The organism is Vibrio sp. SCSIO 43135 (genome assembly GCF_023716665.1).
In the GTDB taxonomy this organism is placed as follows: Bacteria; Pseudomonadota; Gammaproteobacteria; order Enterobacterales; family Vibrionaceae; genus Vibrio; species Vibrio paucivorans.
Genome location: NZ_CP071860.1, coordinates 392,338 through 414,174, shown reverse-complemented (window position 1 = coordinate 414,174; position 21,837 = coordinate 392,338). Strand labels below are relative to the sequence as shown.

Below are 21,837 nucleotides of genomic sequence, written 5' to 3'. Positions count from 1 at the left end.
TCTTGTCGGTTAAACATAAATCAGCGCTTCGGTAATCGGCTTGTTCACGCCTTTGCGAGCAGATAACCACGCGGCCACAACACAAATCGCGACAACACCAACAAAGCTGTATGCCAGGAGTTCGAAGGAAAAATAGATATTCAGTGGGTAGCCATCCGTTCTGCCTGGAGGAGGTGGCATCTGAACATCCATAACAAGTAGTAAAACCGAAGTTAGTGCAGTCAATATGCCGCCGAAAGCCGCACCAATCAGAGCAAGCAATCCCGCTTCACGCATAAAACCAAGTACGATTTCATTCGGGTAAGTCCCTAACGCTGACAATGTACCTATCTCTCGAGTTCGCTCCGTCACCGACATTGTCATGGTATTAAACAAAGCGACAAAGACCACCAACGCCATGACAGCTCCCATGATGCCAAAGATACGGTCATAAAGATCTTTAACCTTGGTATAGAAAAATGCCCTATCTTGCCAAGGTGTTACCTCGATAGGTTGAGGCAGTGTCATTCCAGACAGCAGTTGCTCTACCCATGCCTGCACCGCTTCTGTCTGTGGTGTATCAAATAAGAAGATCGACAAAGTGCTCACTTTGTTGGTTGCGAGTAAATCTTGTGCCGATTGAATATGAATGTATAGCTGACGTTTATCCAACTCAGGTACACCTGTGGAATAGATACCGCGTACTTGGAAATCAAACGCATTCAAAGCACCATCACTGGTTGTAGCCAGTAGCGTCACCCAGTCACCAATGCCAACATTGAGATTGCGCGCAAGGTCAACACCCAGCATCACTTCAGGCTCAGCTGGGTCATAGCGAGATGAATGGATATTAGACAGTGTTCGTCCCGAACGAACATCCAAAAACGGGCCTTTCATGTCAAACTCACGTTCGTTGACACCAGTTCCGACAAAAATGGTCGATTTGTTTCCATTAGAGACCAACCCCGTGAATTCAATTCTTGGCTGTACACCACGAACTGCATCACTACCTAATAGAAACTTGGTTAGCTCTTCTGTTTTTGCTAACCCATTGGCCAATGGCATTTCTTCGTCCTGTTCAAAAAACCCCGGTTGGCTTAGCGTTAAATGGCCTGTGTCTCGTGCGGTCGACTCTTTCAATGAATCATAGGTATACAGGCCAAAGCCACCTGCAGCAGTCAGTGCAAATACTGCGATCGCTATGATTAATATCGATAACACACTGCGGCGCCCGTTACGCTTCAAGTTCAAAAATGCAATTCGTAACGACAATGCCCAGCTTGCGAGAAAAGTTAACTTGCCCATTTGACTACCTCCGTATTGTCTTTGGCTAGCTGTCCATCGACTAACTCAATTACCCTGTCACAGTGAGCTGCCATTCTTGAGTCATGCGTTGCCACAATGAAGGTGGTCCCCATTTCATGGCCCAATGTTTTCATTAGCTCTATAACTAATTCTGCCGTTTTGCTGTCTAGGCTCGCAGTCGGTTCATCGGCAATCACCATTTCTGGTTGATGTACTAATGCTCTCGCAATCGCAACACGCTGTTGCTGCCCACCAGATAAATTGTCCGGTCTGTGGTCAACGAACGCTTCTAATCCAACTTTTACTAGAATCTCTGTCGCCAACCGTTTTTGATCTTGCCTACTGTAGCCGTTCAGCATGAGTGGATAAGCAACGTTTTCCCAAGCACTCATCACTGGAACAAGATTGAACTTCTGAAATACAAAGCCCAGCCTTGAACGACGCCACAATGCAGCCAGATACGCATCTTTGGGATAGTTTTCTCCGCTTGATGTACGCACTTCGCCTTGATAATCCATATCCAGTAAGCCAAGAACATTGAGCAACGTACTTTTTCCAGAACCAGATGGGCCACATAGCGCCACCATTTCACCTTGCTTAATATCACCACTGACGCCCTGCAGTGCCATAACTTGTTGAACACCGAGTAAGTAGCACTTGGAAATGTCTTTGAATTTCAACATAACGCCTCCTTAAGCCGCTTTATCAATAAGGGCTTGAGCTTGAAGCGTCATTGGATGCTGGGAGTTTCTAGCCTGCATATCTTTCAGCCATGCTTTGGCTTGAGATGTGTCCTCCGCCCTCAACGAAGCTTTAATGGCATAAACATAGATCCAAGAAATCACGTCGTAGTCTTGCGATGTAAACGTCTCATCGCTCAGCAATTCTAGATATAAGTCGTAACCTCGTTCAAAGTGATTAAACATGTCCGGTAATGAGGTAAACGTGGTCGCGGCGATAGCTTTAGCTAACAAGGTTTCCGGCAGCCCCTGACGTATTAGCTGCTCTTGAAGTGGGATATTTGAGTCAGCCATGAGTGCCAATCCTTTGGAAATAGTAGCTAGGCCCTGCTCAGTGTGCTTCATCTTGGTCCAAGGCATAAATGCATCACGGCCCATAAGAGTCTGCGTACTTCCCAAATACACTAGGCTAAGCGCATCGGCTCCCTGCTCAGCAACCTGCTGTTGAAGCTGCTCGTAAACAACTTCTACCTTATCTTCATCACCTTCTGCGGCGAGGTTATATTGACTAATGGTGGCTTCCGATGGCACTGCCAGTACTTGTGCACTGGCTAGAACAGTTAAAGAGAATAGTGTCGCTAGCTTAAATACTTTCATGATGTCGTCCCTTTCATTTGGCTGATGTTGAAAGGTTACGGTGCTTTATCCTAGCCTGCAGGACTATGCGACAAACGGTATTTCCGTGGAGTGAATGGTTATATTGCGTCGTGAATGGCAATGGGGTGATTCAGCCGTTACCTGACGGTGAAAAGTTGAAGATAGAAGGTGGTCAACCTTATTTAAGACGAGACCGAGGAAACAAAAAGAGCCAACGTGTTTACGTTGGCTCTTTAGAGATATTACTTGCTAATTCCTATGGCACACCATGGCCTTTAGACGCCACCCAAACTCGGTACCATTGCTCGCGAGTCAACTCGATATTCAACGCGTCGACAGCGGTCTGCACACGCTCGATTTTGCCCGACCCAATGATAGGTAACGGCTTAGAAGGCAAGCGACGTACCCACGCGTATATCACTTGGTCAATGCTTGCTGCACCTACTTCTTGGCGGATAGCTTCCAGTTGATCACGAACACTCTTCGCCTGCTCAGTGTCGCCAGAGAAAATGCTGCCACCACCTAGGCATGACCAAGCCATAGGACGAGTACGTTGCATTTGTAACTGATCGAGTGTGCCATCATGAACAACATCGAAGTTCAGTGGGTTGATTTCCACTTGGTTGGTCACAAGCGGTTTACCTAGGCGAGATTGAAGCAATTCAAACTGACGCGGAGTAAAGTTAGACACACCAAAATGCTTCACTTTGCCGACTTTGTGCAACTCAGAGAAAGCCTCAGCTACTTCGTCTGCATCCATAAGTGCATCTGGACGATGAATCAGCAGCACATCAATCTCATCAACCCCCAAACGCTCAAGAGAGTTGTTCACCGATTGATAAATGTGCGCCGCGCTCGTATCGTAATGGTTGATCTTACGCTCAGGCGTTTTGTCACCACACAAGTTAATATCGCACTTGGTCACGATTTCAATTTGGTCACGGACACTTTTATCTAACGCTAAACCTTCACCGAACAGCTTTTCACACTCATAACCACCATAAATATCGGCATGGTCGACGGTTGTGACTCCTAGTTCAATATGCTGTTTCAAAAAAGTCAGTCGCTGTTGAGGGGTCATGCCCCACTCAGCTAAACGCCAATACCCTTGCACTAGCTCGGAAAACTCTGGCCCCTGTTGAGCCATTGTCACTTTTGCTACCATGGATTTCTCTCCGTCAATTAATCTGCCCACAGAGTATGCTTGTTTACCCTGCCTCTCAACGTATACTAGCCAGTAACTCGAACTGGAGTACGAAAAATGAGTTTTGCTGCACGTTTAAAAGAATTAATTGGTGAAGAAAGCATCAGCGGATTTGCTCGCCGAGTGGATCTTTCTGAAGCATTGATCCGAAAATACCTAAAAGGAAGTGAGCCAAGTTTAGCGAAAGCCAATCAAATTGCCCTGCGCGCGAATTGCTCTTTAGAATGGTTAGCGACCGGCTGCGGGTATTTATATCGTAGGGCTGAAGTGGTTGATATGGATGCGTATAAGGCTGCGTTTCGTTTCGTCACTCAGCAAGAACTCGAAGACGAAGAACAACACCGTTTGATTGTGTCTGGCTACCAATATTTACGCGCCCACAAAAAATCCGATGGCTATTTAGATGAAGCGGCTATGGCTGCGTTTTTAAATCGTCATCCTCGAGAAGTTCAGCAGTAAAACTAAGGGTGACTTGTTCACCATCGCTATAGAATTTAGCGCTCTGCACCTGCAGTGGCTTCAATGACTCAATACGTTGCCATTCCATCTCAACGGGTTGTGCTATTCCTCCTTTGTTGAGAAATAGCACCAATGCTTTATCAGTTTCTTCGACACCTTGATGTTGGATTGCTACTTGCACATCAAACACTTCTTGGCCTCTCACAACTTTTTGCAATGAAAAGCCATCTCGGCGGAGGTTCAATTGGATATCGTTGTAATTAGTGAGAGAAAACGCTGCACTCAGCAAAATGGTGTTGAGATCATGACGTTCAGATAAAACGACTTCACCAAAAACCGGAACTTTGTAGTAACTGATACGATCACTGCAAAAACGTTGACCTTCATTTTCACCGCAATCGAACCAGTCAGAATGTTCAAAGTTTACTGGCAAGCTCATCAACTGTTGCGATGACATCGGCGTCAAATCTTCAGCAACACCCAAACCTGAAAACAATAAGAATAAAGCCCCCAAAAACCGCGCCTTACGAAACCATCGACTTCTATTCCTTACGCGTCCAAGTTGTGTACTCACACTAACCTCATCCGTTCTAGCCTCTATTCAATGCATTGTTACTTATATGAGTCTCCTCGCCAAACGCCTAACACACTTTCTTTTTTGTCAGTGTCTCCTCCCCCTACGTGAGCTTTTGTGAAAGAACGCAAACTTTGGGGCGTAGACTTTAGGAATGATGTTGAACCCATAGAAGCTGCTTATGATCGATACGAAGAACTATAAACATAATTCGAAGGACTGATATGAAGCTGACCCGACTCTTGCTTGCAATGGCCTGCGCTAGCACGGCTGTTCATGCCGCCCCAAACCTCACTATCTCAACCACCACGAACAGTCGCGATTTTCCTTTAGACCCCAACCAAACATTGGTGGTTACGTTAACTAAGGACCAATACACGTTAAGTATCTCTGGCGTAGAAGGTAAATGTTCAGCACCATCTGGGCAAAAAGTGAAATTCAGTAAACCCCTCTCGCTTAACTGTGGTAGCCCGACCGAGCTGCCAGTCAAAATTCGTTTCACTGGTGATTACTCTTTTGCATATAACGAGCAAGATCAAACCATTACCTTCAAGCGTCAGCCTAAAAAGAGCACTAATAAGCCATTTAAGCGCCCAATCCCGACAGTACAATGTGAAACTTACCAAGGTGGCCCTGTCACTGTGGACCTTCACGGGCAATTTCCAGATGGAACAGAATTGATCGACGCTTTTAGCAAACAAACTGCCATTGTCACCAACGGAGAAGTCACCATTCAACCGGCTACAAACAGTGGCGGGTTAGTCTTACTTGAGCCGCTCAAATCGACTCCTCAACCATTCAGTTACCAGAGCGCGAACATCTACTTTGTTATGGTTGATAGGTTTCACAACGCAGACAAAACCAACGATCAAAGTTATGGTCGTAAAAAAGATGGAAAAGAAGAGATTGGTACATTCCATGGCGGCGACTTGAAAGGCGTCATCGAAAAACTCGACTACATCCAGAGCTTGGGTACCGATGCCATTTGGTTGTCCCCAATTGTTGAACAAGTCCATGGCTTCGTTGGCGGCGGCGACAGCGGCAGCTTCCCGTTCTATGCTTATCACGGATACTGGACAAGAGACTTCACCAAAATCGACCAAAACTTTGGTAACGATGAAGACCTAAAAACTCTGGTAACCGAAGCGCATAAACGAGGCATCAAGGTGCTGCTCGATGCTGTAATCAATCATTCTGGCTACGCTACTCTTGCAGACTTACAGTTCGACAGCATCGATGTCGTCGATAGCCAAGCAATGCCAAAAAAATGGGCAGACTGGACGCCAAAAGCTGGGCAAAACTGGCATAGTTACAACGACGCTATTAATTATCAAAGTACCCAATGGGCACATTGGTGGGGGCCAGATTGGGTACGTGCAGGGCTGCCTAACTACCCGAAACCAGGCTCTAGTGATATCACAATGACACTTGCTGGATTGCCTGATTTTCAAACAGAGTCTAACCAAACCGTGACACCGCCCAAATGGTTGTTAAATAACCCGGGAACACGCGTCACCATCAAAGAAGACTATACGGTTGCAGACTACTTGATTGAATGGCAAACCGATTGGGTAAAACGATTCGGTATCGATGGTTTTAGAGTGGATACCGTCAAGCACGTTGAAGGTGAAGTATGGCAGCGTTTAAAACAGCAAGCTTCAGAAAACCTCGATAAATGGCGTCAGCAAAACGACCAAAATGGCCTACCTTTCTGGATGATGGGTGAAGTATGGGGGCATTCAGCCTATCGCAGCCGATATGCCGACGACGGGTTTGATGCGCTAATCAACTTTGACATGCAGAAGAAGCTCGACAAAGGTGCTGCCTGCTTTAGTCAAATGGCTGATACCTACCAAAGTTACGCAGATTCTATTCAGGAGTCTCCAGGATACACCCCTGTCAGCTACATGTCATCGCACGATACCGAGCTGTTCTTTGGCCGATTCAACTCTATGGAGATGCAACGCAATGCCGCCAATGCTTTGCTGCTCAGCCCAGGAGCAATTCAAGTCTACTACGGCGATGAAATAGCCCGTAACGTTGGCCCATATGCCGATGATTTCCATCAGGGCACTCGTTCAGACATGCTGTGGCAACTAGACGATGAGAGAAAAGCATTGCTCAACCATTGGCAAACGCTAGGTCAATTCCGCCAGAGGCATCCCGCTATAGGAGCAGGCATTCATACTGAGCTTGCTAACACACAAGCTTATGTCTTTTCTCGCACACTGAATGACGACAAAGTGGTTGTCATCTACGTGGGGAAATAGAGCGTGTTGACCAACGAGTTACCTAGTTTAACTCTGGCTTGAGTACATAACTCATTCGTACAGTCAGCCGAGGGAGTGCAATCGCACTCCCTACTGTTACCTCTCCATTGAATAGCCGTTGTTGGGCTTAATATCTTTCCACACTAAGCGTGTGGTTTATTCAATATTGTCTATAGTTACCAATATGATAAGTCGAACTGATTCGGCAAATGTAGGGCTAGGACATGTCAAACAAACCCGTATTTGTTATTGCTGCGGAAGTCGCAGCCGAGCTAAATCGCGGCATGGAAGTCGCTAAAAGACTGTTGCTGGTTGCCAGTAATGCGAGAGCATTGGCGCTTCGCGCAGGGGAAAGCGCCGCCGGATTTAGGCCAATCACTGACTCCATAGACGACCTAGTTCGCGTAACACTAGAAGCCTCAAACCGGATTAACATTCAAGCGCAACAACTCAGTAAAATTGCAACCGCTGGTACTCGTTCAGGCACTGCTGTCGAGCGATTCGAGCACGTATACCAACGTGCAAAAGGTGCTAATCACCTTGATTCACTCAATGAAGCGAGAGCGAATAACCTCAAAGAATATCGAGATATCAGCCAACGTTTTTCTCATGAAGCTAAAGGGCTGCATGAAGGACTCAAAACCCTTTACGACGAACTGAGGATCGCGCAAATCATCTCAACCATGTTAAGTGTCGAAGCTTCTCAAGCAGATGAAAAGTATCAGGCTCAACTCAACACAATTGCAGACAGCGTGACTCAACTGGCCGAGACCATCCAAGCCCACGTACTCCAATCCCTTAAACTGTTTTCCATTTTTGCCAAGGTGAACTATGCAATCAAAAGTACTATTTGAACACGGTGCACACCGCTGGGTGATGTTTGCACGCGATCCAGAAAAACCTGAAAAGATTATCGACACCAATCAATATATGATCGTTAACCGCGACCAAGCGATGCTGCTGGATCCTGGTGGCATTGAGTTATTCTCTGCAATGCTTGGCTGTGTGGTCAAAGAAGTCCCTATTGAGCACATTACTCATCTATTCGCTTCGCATCAGGACCCCGACATCATCTCTTCACTCGGATTATGGGACAAAGCTTTACCTTCGAGCACTCTACACTCGCCTTGGCTGTGGGAATCTTTCATACGACATTTTGGTATGGAGTCTATTCAGTTCTCTCCGATCAAAGACGAAGGCGGAAAAATCCTATTATCTGGCCTCGAAATACAATTCATTCCAGCCCATTACATGCATTCATCAGGCAACTTTTCTGTTTACGATCCTGAGGCAAAAGTACTGATGTCTGGAGACATCGGCGCGGCTATGGACACACAAGATGCGCCGTTTTTTGTCCGAGATTTCAATCAACACATCCCTAAAATGGAATACTTCCATAGGCGATGGATGCCATCTAACAAAGCAAAACACGACTGGATCGAGCGGGTGAGTCGTCTTGATATCGATATGATGTGCCCACAACACGGAGGAATATTCAAAGGTGATGATATCCGCCGTTTCCTCGACTGGCTCGACACCTTAGATGTCGGGATCGCAGTGAAATAATCCACTCCAAACCCCTATGCACGCGTGGGGTTTGGCTCACTTTACCCATACTGGAACTTGGCTAACCTATTCCTCTGATAAATTGAATATTTATTAATCTAATGAGTAGTTATGCGGCTTTTATTCCCACTTACTCCATTTTCCACCATAAATACACAGGTCACACCTCTAACCTGTCAAAAATAACATCATAAGACGTTGATATTAATAACCTTATAGATTCAAACACCTGATTTAAACATGTTAAAACACACAGTTTACTTTGACATTTATTTAACAAATAAATAACATCAAGTTGATTACGCAATCAAATATGGTTCTTGGAGATCCTAATAATGAAAATAAAGCAATACTCTATGCTCTCCCTTGCGTCGCTTGTCGCAGCCCATGCAAATGCTGCTGGGTTTCAGGTTGCAGAGCACTCGGCCTCAGGACTAGGCCGTGCTTTTTCAGGTGAAGCTGTTGTCGCTGACAATGCTTCCGTTCTTGCGCGCAACCCCTCTGCGATGACACTGTTTGAACGTGCGCAATTTTCTGGAGCAATTTCTGTTGTCGACCCAGAAGTGAATATCTGGGATAAGACTAATGGTGAATCATCCAAAGATGTTGCACCAATGCAAATCGTACCTGCCGCATACTATGTCAGCCCAATTAACGACAAGTGGTCTTGGGGTATTGGTATGTTCACCACCTATGGTGTAGCAACCGACTACCCTAACGATATCCAAGCGGGTGACATGGCTGGGGATACAGCCCTGATTTCAGTTAATTTAAACCCAGCGGTTGCGTATCGAATCAATGAATACTTCAGTATTGGCGGAGGCTTAAACTTAGTCTACGCACATGCAGAGCTAACCCGTCACAAAGGTGCCCTTGCCCCAGCCTTTAGTGCCGAACCTTCAGATAACCTCATTGGCCTAGAAGGTGATACCTTTGGTTTTGGTTGGAATGTCGGTGCAACGTATGAAATCAATAAAGATCACCGCTTTGGGTTCGGTTACCGCTCTCAGGTCGACCTAGACTTCGATGATGGTGAATTTACCAGTTACGATAGCGGTATTGCCACTAGCCCTACGGTCACAGGTCGCCTAGAAATCGCCCTACCTGCAATTTGGGAAATCTCAGGCTTCCACCAACTAACCGAAGAGTTCTCTCTACACTACAGCTACCAACGCACCGACTGGAGTACGTTTACTGAGCTTAAAGCAACCTCTCCGGACTGTAACGACGGCACAGCGAACCAATGTTTCTACAAAGAAGAGCACTATGAAGACAACGGCCGTTGGTCTATCGGTGGTACCTACCAATTCTCTCCAAGCTGGATAGGCCGTATTGGTTTTGCCTTCGACGAACAAGCCGGCGAAGCTACTTTGAGTATTCCTGACAGCGACCGTACTTGGTATTCCGCGGGTGTCACTTATATCTACAGTGACGACCTTTCTTTCGATGCAGGCTTTGCATACGTCGCGAGTAAAGATGGCTCATTCACCGAGACCAATGCACTCGATGAAACTTTAGAATTTGATTCTGAAGGCAGTGCTTACATCAGCTCTATTCAAATGAACTACAGCTTCTAAAGGCAGGATTACCATGAAAAAAGGACTTACACTTTCGTTGCTGTCTAGCGCGATATTGCTTGCAGGCTGTGGTGACGATACCTCAAGTACAACCAACGAGCCGCAGTACGAATCCTATATTCAAGATGCACTTTCACGCAGTACATCGATTGATTTCACATTGCAGGGCACCAATGCCAACGTACCGCTTCCATCATTTGCGTTAATGAACACCAGTGACGCAACACTGGAACTACCAACCGGTGGTGACGATGCACTGACTAACCCTATCGCAGCAATGGGGACAATGGATGGCTGGTCAACCTCAATGCCTATCACTATGGCATTTGAAGGTACGGGGCTCGCTGATGGCGTCATTGCGAATGGTGTGTATCTGGTCGAACTGAGCGACAGTATGACGGGCTCACCTACCCCTTCGACTATATTATCGAACACAACAGACTTTACCGTTTATTCCAGCTCAGAAACTGATTCTTTGACGATTGTTCTACACAGCGACCTTAATCCTAGCTCTGAGTACATTTTGGCGCTTACAAGCGAAATTACCGATGAGAATGGGGATCCGGTGGGCACTTCAGGCAGTTACGCTGCTTTAAAATCATCAGCTAAAACATACACAACCGGAAGCCTTGCAACCGCTCAACAAGTCACTCAAGGTATCGAGGCGTTATTTCAGGCCACAGGCGTAGATAGCACAACTATTGTTTACTCAACTTGGTTCAGCACTCAATCTGTGGGCGACACGCTATACTCGGTTAAAGGCGCAACAGCAACAGGGTTAGCTGCTACAGATATTTCAACCGTGTGGAAAGACAGCGCTAACCCAAATAACGTTAATTTAAGCGCAGCCTATACCATGAGCTTTAGCAGCACAGACACTTACACTGATGCCTTGAATACCGATACTAACTTCACTACCTACTTTGATAATGATGGCTCGATAAAAACGGCCCTTATTTCTCAGTTTGGCGCTTCTGGCGTTTACGTGAGTAAAGGTGTAGTTCAGCTGCCATACTACCTAGAAACTGGCGATGACTGGAATAGCCAACCTTTCGAATCGGCTATGCCAAGCTTGGCCCTTATCTCAGAAGCGCTTAGCGATTCGACAGAACAAGCCACAATTAGCGCTCAACTGGTCGATGCTGGAATCGACTCTTCCATTTTGGCAACTGACGCGAGCGAACAGTTAAAACTCATTGGCGTAGACTTAACGAAATCTGATGGTTCGGCACTAGATAGCAACCGCTACATCACTCGCTATAACCCAGTACCAAAGATCAAATCGTTACAATCTGTTGATTTCATTTTGTTCACACCTAGTAACACAGCCGCTAACTGGCCTGTAGTGATTTACCAACACGGGATTACTTCGGTTAAAGAGAATACCTACTTCTTCGCAGCGAACCTTGCGGCTGCAGGCTATGCGGTGATCGCGATAGACCAACCGCTACACGGCTCACGTAGCTTAGATTCTGATCGCTCAGCCAACAGTGATATCACTGCATACTTGAACCTGAATAATTTGGCAGTTGCTCGTGATAACGTTAGACAAAGTGCACTAGATATCATGGGGCTACGTGCTTCTTTAAGTTACTCACAAGCGGCAGGTTTGTTAGCGTCAAGCGTACTTTCATCTGTTGATATGGTCACGTCAGCGCCACGCTTTTTAGGCCATTCATTAGGTGGGGTAACGGGTCTTCCAGCTGTAGCCGCGACTAACCGAACCATTAACAATGCTACTGGCGATGCTATGTATGCGTTTTCTTCGTTCGCTGCTGCAAACACAGGTGGACAAATTTCGAACCTATTGCTGAATTCAGATTCTTACGGACCACTCATCAAACACAGTGTCGCCGCTTCTTCGAGCGCTGCATACCAAACTTTCGTCAGCGAAAATTGCAGTTCATTAAGTGACTCAGCTTGCTATGTAGAGTTTGAAGATAATGCGAGCTCATCCCAGCAAAGCGAAGTTGATTCAGCAATAAACCAATTCGCCTATGCGACACAAACGCTGCTCGACACCATTGACCCATATACCAATGCAAGTCATTTAAGCGCTAGCTTACCGACGTACTTGTTGCAGGTGAAAGATGACGACACAGTACCAAACAGTGTTACGAACACGTTTGCAGGTACAATACCTTTAGCGACTAAACTATCGCTAGCGACTGTCGACTCAAGCGACACCACGGCGCCTGGCGCACAAGGTTTTGTACGCTTCTCTGATGTAGGGCAACACAGTACCTTTATCTTCCCGCAAGATTCAGGGTTGGCGGACGCGCCACTGCACAGTGAGATAATGACTGAGGTCATCGACTTCTTAGGTGATAACAGCCTCGATGCTATTGATAACTCCAGCAGCGTCTTGGAATAGCAAGCAAAAGGCTCTCATTCGAGAGCCTTTTTTAATTTAGCCTAATGGAAGCTGTAGGTGAGTTTTCACTTCTTTTACTGAGACGTTAGATTGAATAGAGCTCACCCCTTTAACTCGTCGCATTGCACTGATGTGTTCAAAGTAGTCATCCAAATCTTTCGCGACTATCTGCACAATGTAGTCCGCGCTACCCGCAATACAGTGGCACATCTGTACCCAAGCATGGTTTTGCGCAAACTCTTCAAAAGGCTCCGTGTTCTCTACCTCATGACTTCCCAAAGTCACAAAGGTAAACCCAACCACTTGATAACCCATTCTTTTTCGATTCAAAGTGGCACTGTAGCCATCAATAAATCCTTCTTCTTCAAGCCGTTTCCAGCGCCTCCAACAAGGTGTCTCGCTTAAATGCAATCGTTCTGCGAGCTTACTGTTGCTCATTCTGCCTTCTTTCTGAATAAGCTCTAAAATAGCGAGGTCGGTATCATCTAACGAGAATTGAATGGATTCTTTCTTTTTCATGGCCAATTTTGAAATAGTCTTCCCTATATGAAGGAAATTGTAGCTGATATAGCAATTTTATTCCTAGCGATTTGTATAGACTGAACCTATCAATTTCACACAACTAGGAGTAAGTAAATGAGCGCTCAGTTAATGACGGCATTCTTACTGTTTTCCATATCGATTTCATTGACCCCAGGCGCGGGCAATATTGCATTACTTGGAATATCAAGCAGATACGGTTTTGGGGCGACGCTACCGTTTGTATTGGGTAATGCGCTTGGCGCAACCATCGTACTTGCAGGGAGTAGCATCGGCTTAGTCAGCCTATTCACTGTCTACCCTGAGCTTTACACCATTCTAAAAGCCGTTGGCGCGGCCTACCTGTTGTATCTCGCATGGATGATAGCGACATCAGATATTCAAACCGATGCCGATGTACAAAAAGCAGGTTTTATTCCTGGCGTCATTGTACAAATCGTCAATCCGAAAAGTTGGGTTGCTTCACTTACGGTGTTTTCTCAATTCATTACCGCAGACCAAAGCTACGTCATTCAAGTGTCTATTATTATTACAGTCATGGTATTTTTTGGTGTACTGGGAATGCTTCTTTGGGCTTATTTCGGCGCCGTCCTTAAGAAGTTTCTCAGCACAGAGAAAAGGATGCTCTGGGTGAACCGGGGGTTAGGTGGAATGCTTGCAGCTGTGGCTTTGTATATGGTGAGCCAATCAGCCTAGCAACGGAGAGCTAAAATAAGGGTGTCGCGTTAAACTACACCCTTATTTCTTTGATATTATTCCAAGTTCACAGAAGCGAGTTTGTTTCGGATTGGAGACTCGGCCACCAACATTGGATTTGAATGTTCGAAACCTTTGTCACGTTCTTTCTTTGCAATCTCTTCTATTGCATCGTTAAATGCCTCTGTTAAAGAAGAATTATTCGACAGGCCATTCTTGAAAAAGGCTTCACCAAAGTAAGTGTATTGATCAGCAGAGCTGCACCCAAAGGACGGCTGATGGGGATCGCTTGCGGTAATCACCATAGTATTCGGCCCTTTCAACTCATTGGCAAACCGACCAGAGAAGCAAGCAGAAACCACCACGACGCGCCATTTGAACCCTGCGGTATCGAGTTCCCGCTTTAATTCTTCCGGTGTAATTAACCCTTTATGATTGGCACCGTAATAGGTATAGAGCCCATATTGATTGCCTTCGAAAGTGCCATGGCCGCTCAAAAACAAAAATAGGACATCGTTATCGGTATCCATAATGTTCGCTACATTTGATAGTGTCTTGTTTAGGTTCTCAGAAGTCGCCATCGGAATCGTTTCCGACGTACTGCTGTTGTTGAGGAGTACTGCACTTCGACCTTTAAGTCCAAACTGCTGTTCGAGCAAACTTTTAGCAAGGTTCACTTCGTTACTGAATACCTTCAAGCTCGAATCCGCTGCAAAGCCAACATAGTATACCTCCGCCACTTCCGGCTTCTGCGGCTGTAGTTGGTTAGTGTTTTGCTCAACTAGCAACGGCTGAGCATCCAACATCGCCTGATTGACACAACCAGTAAGAAACACAATCATCAACACAATGCTTCGTTTCACTACTGAGGCAAGCTGCGATCGCTGGCTAGTCATCCAATTCCTTTTCATTCTCTACCCACTCCTATATTCATTTACCGCCAATCTATATGACTGACAGAGGAGAAAATATTAGGAGTGTTGAAACTTGCCTTTTGGCTAATGTATTAGAGTTCTATCAAACTACTCACTTACAAAAATTGGAGAAATCACTCGCAATAAAAAGCGCGACCTAGGCCGCGCTTGATGTTTAGCTGAAAAGCCTAGACTTCAACGAGTTGCTTCTTTGGGGATGTCTGTTTTACCTCACTAACCTCAACCTCTTTAAGTTGCGCTGTAAAATGGCGTAAAACAGGCGGCTCATAAGTAAACTCTAATCCTTTCACATTAGCGGCATTCGCTTTCACTTTCTCAAACGCTTCAATGATGAAATCCATATGAGTTTGGGTGTAAGTGGCTCGTGGTATGGTTAGGCGCAGTAGCTCTGCAGGGCATTCATGTTGCTCACCCGTTGCAGGATCCCGGCCTAATAGCAATGAGCCTATTTCCACTGCCCGAATACCAGCCACTTTGTACAGTTCGCATGCGAGAGCGTGTGCTGGAAATTGCTCGGCCGGAATATGGGGAAGCATCTTACCAGCATCGACAAACGCGGCATGGCCACCTGCTTGCTGACAAACGACACCTATTGCTTCAAGGCCATCCACTAAGTACTGCACCTGACCTATACGATAGGCTAACCAATCTTGCCTCATCCCATCGTACAGTCCTACAGCAAGGCGCTCCATTGCACCACCTTCCAAACCCCCATAGGTTGGGAACCCTTCCTGGACTACACACAAGGTCCGACACTCAGTGTAGACATCCATAAACGCGTCATCTTTGAAGCACAATAAGCCACCCATTTGAACCATAGCGTCCTTTTTAGCCGACATCGCTAAACCATCGGCGTATTTGTAGGATTCCTTCGTGATCTGCTCGATGCTCCAATCTTGGTATCCCGGCTCACGTTGCTGAATGAAATAAGCGTTCTCTGCGTATCGAGCAGAATCCATGATGACTGGAATATCGTATTTTTGTGCGATCTGATACACCGCTTTAAGATTTGCAATCGAAACAGGTTGCCCCCCTGCGGAGTTACAGGTGATGGTGCTAACGATATACGGCACGTTCTCTGCGCCTGCATCGAGTATCGCTTGCTCCAATTTCACAAGATCGAAGTTGCCTTTAAAATCTGCGTTAACTGCAGTATCGAACGCTTCTTCGGTATATACATTTTTCGCCACGCAGCAGTTCACCTGAGTATGGCCTTGAGTGGTGTCGAAAAAGTAATTGGATAGCGCAACCATCTTCGAACGGTCTAACCCCTTCTCCATTTCTCGCTTTTTAATCAATACAGGAATATAGATTTGTTCTGCACCACGGCCTTGGTGAGTCGGAATAGTAAGCGAATATCCAAAAATATCTTCAACTGCATTTTTTAACGCATGGTAACTGCGACTACCGCTATACGCTTCATCTCCTCGAAGCATTGCCGCTTGCATATCTTGGGTAATTGACCCAGTACCACTGTCGGTCAGCAAGTCGATAAAGACATCTTCACTGTCCAATAAAAATGGATTCATGCCTGCGTCCAAAATAGCACGCTCACGATACTCTCTTGTCGTGCGTTTCACTGGCTCAACAACGCGAATACGAAACGGCTCAGGTAGATGTTTAAAGTTTTCCATAAAATAACCTTGTCACGCTTAAAGAATGTCTCTCTGAACGATGTAAAAGAGTATTTGCCTAAAGCGCCTAAATAATGCTGCCAATCACCGTTTATTTAGGGTGTAAATATCCCCTCACCAATAAACAGCGAGTAAAAAAAAATACGTATTAGTAAAAAGGCGGTAGCAGTTAAGTCCGTTATATGTGCTAAGAACTAAGCGAAGCTATAATTAGAAAAACAACGCTCATTGCAGTTAAGAACACTAGGGTTGCTACGCCATCAGATGCAGCGATGGTTATTCTGAGGATAGGTGGAATGAGAGCTGGTGATCGAGGTTATACCAGGCTTGCTGTGTAAGCCATGCAGTTGATTGCCATTTAAGGTACATGTCCATGTTATGTTCCTCTTCTGAAAACCAATAAAGTGGATAGAAGTACAATTAATAACACAATCCTTAATTAAATATATAGACCAGATCAATATATGTGATCAAGGCGATATTTGTTATGGACATATAACTTCAGGTTATTACTACACAAAATAATCCAACTTGAGCCCCTGCGGTTAATTACTTCCTGTAAAGATGTCAAGTAATGGTAAATAAATAGAAAATGAAGGAAAGAATAATATACCCATTACAAGTTCGCGGTATGTACCTGATTAATATCACACTAATTACCGGATGGCGTTGTTTAACCCAATAGTAAAGCAGTACTTTTTCATCGAAAAATAAGTTCTCGATAATCACTATCGTACCCTCAATCAAATAATAAGAAATCATGATGAAAAAGTATCAATCTGTAAGAACTATTGGCCTATCGCTAATCGCAGCTTCCGTATTAGTAGGCTGTAATGATGATTCATCTACTCCAGAAGTCGATGTGGTCATAGGACTTGGCCTACAGGTCAATTATGCAAGCTGCTCCCCTAGAATTTTGTTGGAGAGCCGAGTTGATCGGCTTTACAAGGAAGGCAGCAAAAAAGACAACCCAATTTATGTTGTGTCCGGTAAAGGCAACCCAACGTCCGTCCCTCTGTGTGTAGAAGGTGAAGTTGCCAGAGGTAAAACAGAAGCCAAGGCAATGCGCAATATCTTGATGTCCAAATATCAAGTACCGTCTGACAAAATTTTGTTAGAAGAAGAATCTACCGACACTATAACCAACGCTACCTACGTGAAAGAGCTGCTGGATGAGAAGGTATACAGCAATGCATTTAATATCCGTTCTTACACGCTAGTTACCAGTAACTACCACATGCATCGTGGAGGCGCAGGCAATGACTCCTCAGCACCATTTTATTTTAACGAAGAGTTTGGAGAGGGGACGTTTGTTGAAGGAGAGAACACATTTGAATCCTCGATCATAGATAATGAATCAATTTGGAGCGTGGAATTCACCAATAATGCAGGGTGGGACACCACTACCGACAAACGAATTGCCGCAGATATAGATGGTGATGGTAGAGCAGATGCAGTAGGTTTCCAATCCAATGAGGTCTTAGTTGGCTACAGTAATGGGACCAACAGTTTTGGCTATCAACAGACATTAACATCTAATTTCCTTCCAAGCTCAGGGAACTGGGAAGAAGCTCATTATCGAACCGCAGCCGATATCAATGGAGATGGCAAAGACGAACTAATTGGGTTTGGTAACGATGGTGTTTATGTCGCTGGTGAGGCATCGGGCTATGAGCCGGTTCTGTGGAGCTCGGATTTCGGTAGCGAAAATGGTTGGACTAAACAACGACATGTCTACCAAATGGTTGATCTCAACAATGATGGTAAAGCAGACATTGTTGCCTTTGGCGAAGATGGCGTATATGTAGCTTATGCTGAAGAAGGTAGCTTCTCTGCTGCATCTAAAGTACTTAGCAACTATGGTTCCACTCATACGGTACTGGGTGCAACCAGTGGAGAAACATACCAGGACAGCTTAACCAAATATCTACGTTTAGCTGGGGATGTTACCGGAAATGGCTATGCTGACATCGTAATTTTTGGTGTTGATGCCATTTACGTGGCAGAAAATACTGGTGACAAATTCCTCGAAGCGAAAGCTTGGCTTGGCCCTGAAACAGATGAAGAAGGTAACCACGCTAGCTTTATCGAAGGCTGGGATAACCAAGATCATTACCGCGGTTTAGCCGATATGAACAATAACGGCAAAATGGATATCATCACCGTGGGCAATAAGGACATCACTGTCGCGCACTCAACAGGAGAGCGCTTCGAACACCTCAATGGGGTTTGGTTCTACACCACCGAAAACCGTCACAATGACGAGAACACTCAAGGTTGGAACCAGTTCACTACCAATAGTGGCTGGAACGCAGCAAACTCTGTCAGGGTATTTGCCGACGTTACAGGAAATGGTTTACCCGATATTGTTGGCTTCTCTCACGATGCTGTATACGTTGGCGCTTCTGTAGCTCAGTAAACACACATCGCAAAACCTAAACTAGAAAAGGCCCCTATTAGGAGCCTTTTTTGTATTTAATCGCCCAGCGGACTATGTCTTACGCTAAGTTATGCCTTACGACGTGCCTCTACCGCATCAGCTAATTGGCGAAGCACTTTTTCAGTATCTTCCCAACCAATACAAGCATCAGTGATTGATTGTCCGTAAGTTGCCGCTTTGCCATCAACAAGATCTTGGCGACCTTCAACTAGGTGCGATTCAATCATAACGCCGAAGATAGATTTCTCACCATTTGCCATCTGACCGGCTACGTCTTCAGCTACAAGCATCTGACGTTGGAACTGCTTGGAGCTGTTTGCGTGGCTGAAGTCGATCATCACTTTTTCCGGCAAGCCCGATGCTTTAAGCTCTTCTTTAATAGAGGCCACATGGTCAGCGCTGTAGTTAGGCTCTTTACCGCCGCGAAGAATGATGTGACAGTCTGGGTTACCGGCTGTTTCGATAATCGCAGAATGACCGTACTTAGTTACTGACAAGAAGTGGTGAGATGCACTCGCAGAGCGAATAGCGTCTGACGCAATTTTGATGTTGCCATCCGTACCGTTTTTGAAGCCCACTGGACAAGATAGACCAGATGCTAATTCACGGTGTACCTGAGATTCAGTAGTACGAGCACCGATAGCACCCCAACTAATAAGGTCACCCACGTATTGTGGCGTGATCATATCTAGGAATTCACTTGCAGTTGGCATACCCATATCAGTCAGATCAAGTAGCAACTTACGGCCCATGCGAAGGCCATCATTGAGTTTGAACGTATCGTTCATATAAGGGTCGTTAATTAGGCCTTTCCAACCAACCGTTGTACGTGGCTTTTCAAAGTAAACGCGCATTACCACTTCTAGGCGGTCACCCAGTTCATCACGAAGTACTTTTAAGCGTTTACCGTATTCTAACGCAGCTTCTGGATCATGAATTGAACAAGGACCAACGATAACCAATAGACGGTCGTCCTTGTCTTCTAAAATATTGTGAATCGCTTCACGCGATTGAAACGTTGTAGAAGAAGCAACTTCAGTAGCAGGAAACTTCTCTAAAACTGCCACTGGTGGTAATAATTCTTTTACTTTGTTAATTCGTACATCATCTGTTTGAAACATTGCTTACTTCTTCCTATTTATCTCGCTTTGAACGTGTTGCCATCAACATTGATGCATATTTGTTCAAGGCTTCTAATCTCTCTTCCCTGTAACTTATCTACTAAAAACGAGAAGTTCAATCATTAATTTAATCAAAAGGCAATATTTCTTGTAATTTTACACTTACACTAGAGTGTAAATTTTGATTTACAACCAAATTAACCGATGATATTGACTGTAAACTAGCCGAATAGCGTTAGGTTCAAAGTGCATTATCACCTTGATATTGCTAAGGTAGTAGCATAACTAAAACAACCTAATCGTCAGTATGAGCGTCATTGAGTTTACTAATGTCGACAAATGGTATGGAAAATTCCATGCCTTAAAACAAATCAATCTGTCCGTGATGAAGGGAGAGATTGTCGTTGTTTGTGGACCATCTGGATCTGGCAAATCGACACTGATCCGCACAGTTAATGGGTTGGAGTCGATTTCAAATGGTGAAATCTCCGTGCTTCCTGATTACAGCACACCACCAGCAGGCAAAGTGGGGATGGTGTTTCAGCACTTTAACCTATTCCCCCATTTAACCGTATTAGACAATTTAACCCTTGCCCCGATTCGTACGCTCAAAATGAACAAGCAAAAAGCAAAAGAACGGGCCTTACATTTTCTCGAGCGGGTTAATATCGTCGAACAAGCCAGTAAGTATCCTGTACAACTTTCCGGTGGACAGCAGCAACGTGTCGCTATTGCTCGCTCTCTTTGTATGCAGCCGGAAATACTGCTGTTTGATGAACCTACGTCTGCGCTCGACCCAGAGACGATCCACGAAGTACTCGATGTGATGGTCGACCTTGCGAAAGATGGCATCACCATGATGTGCGTGACTCACGAAATGGGGTTTGCTCGGAAAGTGGCTGATCGCGTCATTTTCATGGATCACGGTGAAATATTGGAAGTGGCTACTCCAGAGCAGATATTTAGCCACCCTAAGCACGCTCGTACTCAGCAATTTCTTGATCAGATTTTAAGCCACTGATGTTGATAAAGTTATTTAAACCCATAGTTTCAGCGATAGCTCAAATTGCCTTAGTGATAATGGCAATGGTATGGCTATTGGACTCGGGTGCGCAATCAATGGGCTATCAATGGCAGTGGGAACGAGTCCCCGATTATCTCGCGTTTTACGAAGACGGACAGTGGTGGCCTGCAGAGCTAGTTGAAGGCCTATTAGTTACCCTCAAGATTTCCGCGATCAGCTTGTTTTTCACCCTTGTCATCAGCTTGGCGACTGCGCTACTCAAACTTTCGGATTCTTTGGTTGGCAGAGCTCTTGCCAACGGTTATATCGAACTGATTCGTAATACTCCGTTGCTGGTTCAAATCTACCTGCTGTACTTCATATTTGGCCCTGTCATCGGCTTGGACCGCTTTTCCACTGCCGTACTCGCTTTATCTTTGTTTCAAGGCGCGTATACCGCAGAAATTATCCGAGGTGGGCTAAAAAGCATTCCAACAGGGCAAACTGAAGCAGCAAAAACATTAGGGCTATCGCCGTTTTTCACCTTTAAAGACATTATATTCCCTCAGCTCCTACAAAGAACCTTGCCTCCAATGACGAACGAGGTCGTATCGCTGATTAAGAACTCCTCCATTGTCAGTGTCATGGCGATATTCGACTTAACGACGGAGGGACGTAACATCGTGTCAGAAACCGCAATGCCGTTTGAAATCTGGTTTACGGTAGCTGCAATGTATTTGCTTTTAACCTTAGCTTTGTCTGGGTTGTCAGCATGGCTAGAGCACAGGCTGGGCGCTCAGTGGCGCACTCAGTAAGGTGCAAA

19 protein-coding genes are annotated in these 21,837 nt (G+C 45.4%); 10 read left to right on the top strand and 9 right to left on the bottom strand.

From position 1 onward, the window contains the following. Nucleotides 1-9 precede the first annotated feature (9 nt). The 4 genes from J4N42_RS16280 to J4N42_RS16265 all read right to left on the bottom strand — a co-directional run bounded on the left by J4N42_RS16280 (nucleotide 10) and on the right by J4N42_RS16265 (nucleotide 3,786). On the bottom strand, nucleotides 10-1,284 hold the full coding sequence (locus tag J4N42_RS16280) for an ABC transporter permease (RefSeq protein WP_252033483.1): 1,275 nt from the start codon (nucleotides 1,282-1,284) through the stop codon (nucleotides 10-12). Next, complete coding sequence (locus tag J4N42_RS16275; protein WP_252033481.1) at nucleotides 1,272-1,967, bottom strand: ABC transporter ATP-binding protein; 696 nt, start codon at nucleotides 1,965-1,967, stop codon at nucleotides 1,272-1,274. The genes J4N42_RS16280 and J4N42_RS16275 overlap by 13 nt, the downstream gene beginning before the upstream one ends. Nucleotides 1,968-1,976: 9 nt before the next feature. Beyond that, entirely contained in the window at nucleotides 1,977-2,621 is a 645-nt protein-coding gene (locus tag J4N42_RS16270; protein WP_252033478.1) for a hypothetical protein, read from the bottom strand. 256 nt (nucleotides 2,622-2,877) lie between these two features. Beyond that, on the bottom strand, nucleotides 2,878-3,786 hold the full coding sequence (locus J4N42_RS16265) for an aldo/keto reductase (protein WP_252034172.1): 909 nt from the start codon (nucleotides 3,784-3,786) through the stop codon (nucleotides 2,878-2,880). 96 nt (nucleotides 3,787-3,882) lie between these two features. On the opposite strand from J4N42_RS16265, the gene J4N42_RS16260 reads away from it, so the two are divergent. Beyond that, entirely contained in the window at nucleotides 3,883-4,284 is a 402-nt protein-coding gene (locus J4N42_RS16260) for an XRE family transcriptional regulator (protein WP_252033476.1), read from the top strand. On the opposite strand, the gene J4N42_RS16255 is transcribed toward J4N42_RS16260, so the two are convergent. After that, entirely contained in the window at nucleotides 4,238-4,798 is a 561-nt protein-coding gene (locus J4N42_RS16255; RefSeq protein ID WP_252033475.1) for a hypothetical protein, read from the bottom strand. The genes J4N42_RS16260 and J4N42_RS16255 overlap by 47 nt on opposite strands. A gap of 284 nt (nucleotides 4,799-5,082) precedes the next feature. Between J4N42_RS16255 and J4N42_RS16250 the strand changes: the two genes are divergently transcribed. From J4N42_RS16250 to J4N42_RS16230, 5 genes are all read left to right on the top strand, one after another. Then, nucleotides 5,083-7,128, top strand: a complete 2,046-nt coding sequence (locus J4N42_RS16250) for an alpha-amylase (RefSeq protein WP_252033473.1) — start codon at nucleotides 5,083-5,085, stop codon at nucleotides 7,126-7,128. A gap of 224 nt (nucleotides 7,129-7,352) precedes the next feature. After that, nucleotides 7,353-7,982, top strand: coding sequence for a chemotaxis protein (locus tag J4N42_RS16245; RefSeq protein ID WP_252033471.1), 630 nt, complete (start codon nucleotides 7,353-7,355; stop codon nucleotides 7,980-7,982). Next, nucleotides 7,960-8,694 carry an oxygen-binding di-iron domain-containing protein gene (locus J4N42_RS16240; RefSeq protein ID WP_252033469.1) on the top strand — a complete coding sequence of 245 codons (735 nt, stop codon included), beginning with the start codon at nucleotides 7,960-7,962 and terminating at the stop codon, nucleotides 8,692-8,694. Before J4N42_RS16245 ends, J4N42_RS16240 begins: the two co-directional genes overlap by 23 nt. Nucleotides 8,695-9,029: 335 nt before the next feature. Next, entirely contained in the window at nucleotides 9,030-10,271 is a 1,242-nt protein-coding gene (locus J4N42_RS16235; RefSeq protein WP_252033467.1) for an outer membrane protein transport protein, read from the top strand. 13 nt (nucleotides 10,272-10,284) lie between these two features. Next, nucleotides 10,285-12,645, top strand: coding sequence for a VolA/Pla-1 family phospholipase (locus J4N42_RS16230; protein WP_252033465.1), 2,361 nt, complete (start codon nucleotides 10,285-10,287; stop codon nucleotides 12,643-12,645). 36 nt (nucleotides 12,646-12,681) lie between these two features. Here J4N42_RS16230 and J4N42_RS16225 read toward each other — a convergent pair whose 3' ends face one another. Further along, nucleotides 12,682-13,164: an Lrp/AsnC family transcriptional regulator gene (locus J4N42_RS16225; protein WP_252033463.1), complete on the bottom strand. Its 483-nt coding sequence runs from the start codon at nucleotides 13,162-13,164 to the stop codon at nucleotides 12,682-12,684. A 117-nt stretch (nucleotides 13,165-13,281) separates the two neighbouring features. On the opposite strand from J4N42_RS16225, the gene J4N42_RS16220 reads away from it, so the two are divergent. Next, complete coding sequence (locus J4N42_RS16220; RefSeq protein ID WP_252033461.1) at nucleotides 13,282-13,881, top strand: LysE family translocator; 600 nt, start codon at nucleotides 13,282-13,284, stop codon at nucleotides 13,879-13,881. A gap of 56 nt (nucleotides 13,882-13,937) precedes the next feature. Here the strand turns inward: J4N42_RS16220 and J4N42_RS16215 are convergent, their stop codons facing one another. Together J4N42_RS16215 and tnaA are read right to left on the bottom strand one after the other, a co-directional pair. After that, nucleotides 13,938-14,792 carry a C13 family peptidase gene (locus J4N42_RS16215; protein WP_252033459.1) on the bottom strand — a complete coding sequence of 285 codons (855 nt, stop codon included), beginning with the start codon at nucleotides 14,790-14,792 and terminating at the stop codon, nucleotides 13,938-13,940. Nucleotides 14,793-14,983: 191 nt separating this feature from the next. Beyond that, nucleotides 14,984-16,450, bottom strand: coding sequence for a tryptophanase (tnaA, locus tag J4N42_RS16210; protein ID WP_252033457.1), 1,467 nt, complete (start codon nucleotides 16,448-16,450; stop codon nucleotides 14,984-14,986). A 760-nt stretch (nucleotides 16,451-17,210) separates the two neighbouring features. Between tnaA and J4N42_RS16205 the strand changes: the two genes are divergently transcribed. After that, a complete protein-coding gene (locus J4N42_RS16205) occupies nucleotides 17,211-18,869 on the top strand; it encodes an FG-GAP-like repeat-containing protein (protein WP_252033455.1) in 1,659 nt (552 codons plus the stop codon). Nucleotides 18,870-18,958: 89 nt separating this feature from the next. Here the strand turns inward: J4N42_RS16205 and aroG are convergent, their stop codons facing one another. Beyond that, the gene (gene aroG, locus J4N42_RS16200; protein WP_252033453.1) at nucleotides 18,959-20,011 is read right to left on the bottom strand and encodes a 3-deoxy-7-phosphoheptulonate synthase AroG; all 1,053 of its coding nucleotides are present in this window, start codon (nucleotides 20,009-20,011) and stop codon (nucleotides 18,959-18,961) included. Nucleotides 20,012-20,318: 307 nt separating this feature from the next. On the opposite strand from aroG, the gene J4N42_RS16195 reads away from it, so the two are divergent. Beyond that, nucleotides 20,319-21,032, top strand: coding sequence for an amino acid ABC transporter ATP-binding protein (locus J4N42_RS16195; RefSeq protein WP_252033451.1), 714 nt, complete (start codon nucleotides 20,319-20,321; stop codon nucleotides 21,030-21,032). After that, nucleotides 21,032-21,829, top strand: coding sequence for an amino acid ABC transporter permease (locus J4N42_RS16190; RefSeq protein WP_252033449.1), 798 nt, complete (start codon nucleotides 21,032-21,034; stop codon nucleotides 21,827-21,829). The genes J4N42_RS16195 and J4N42_RS16190 overlap by 1 nt, the downstream gene beginning before the upstream one ends. The last annotated feature ends 8 nt before the right edge of the window (nucleotides 21,830-21,837 follow it).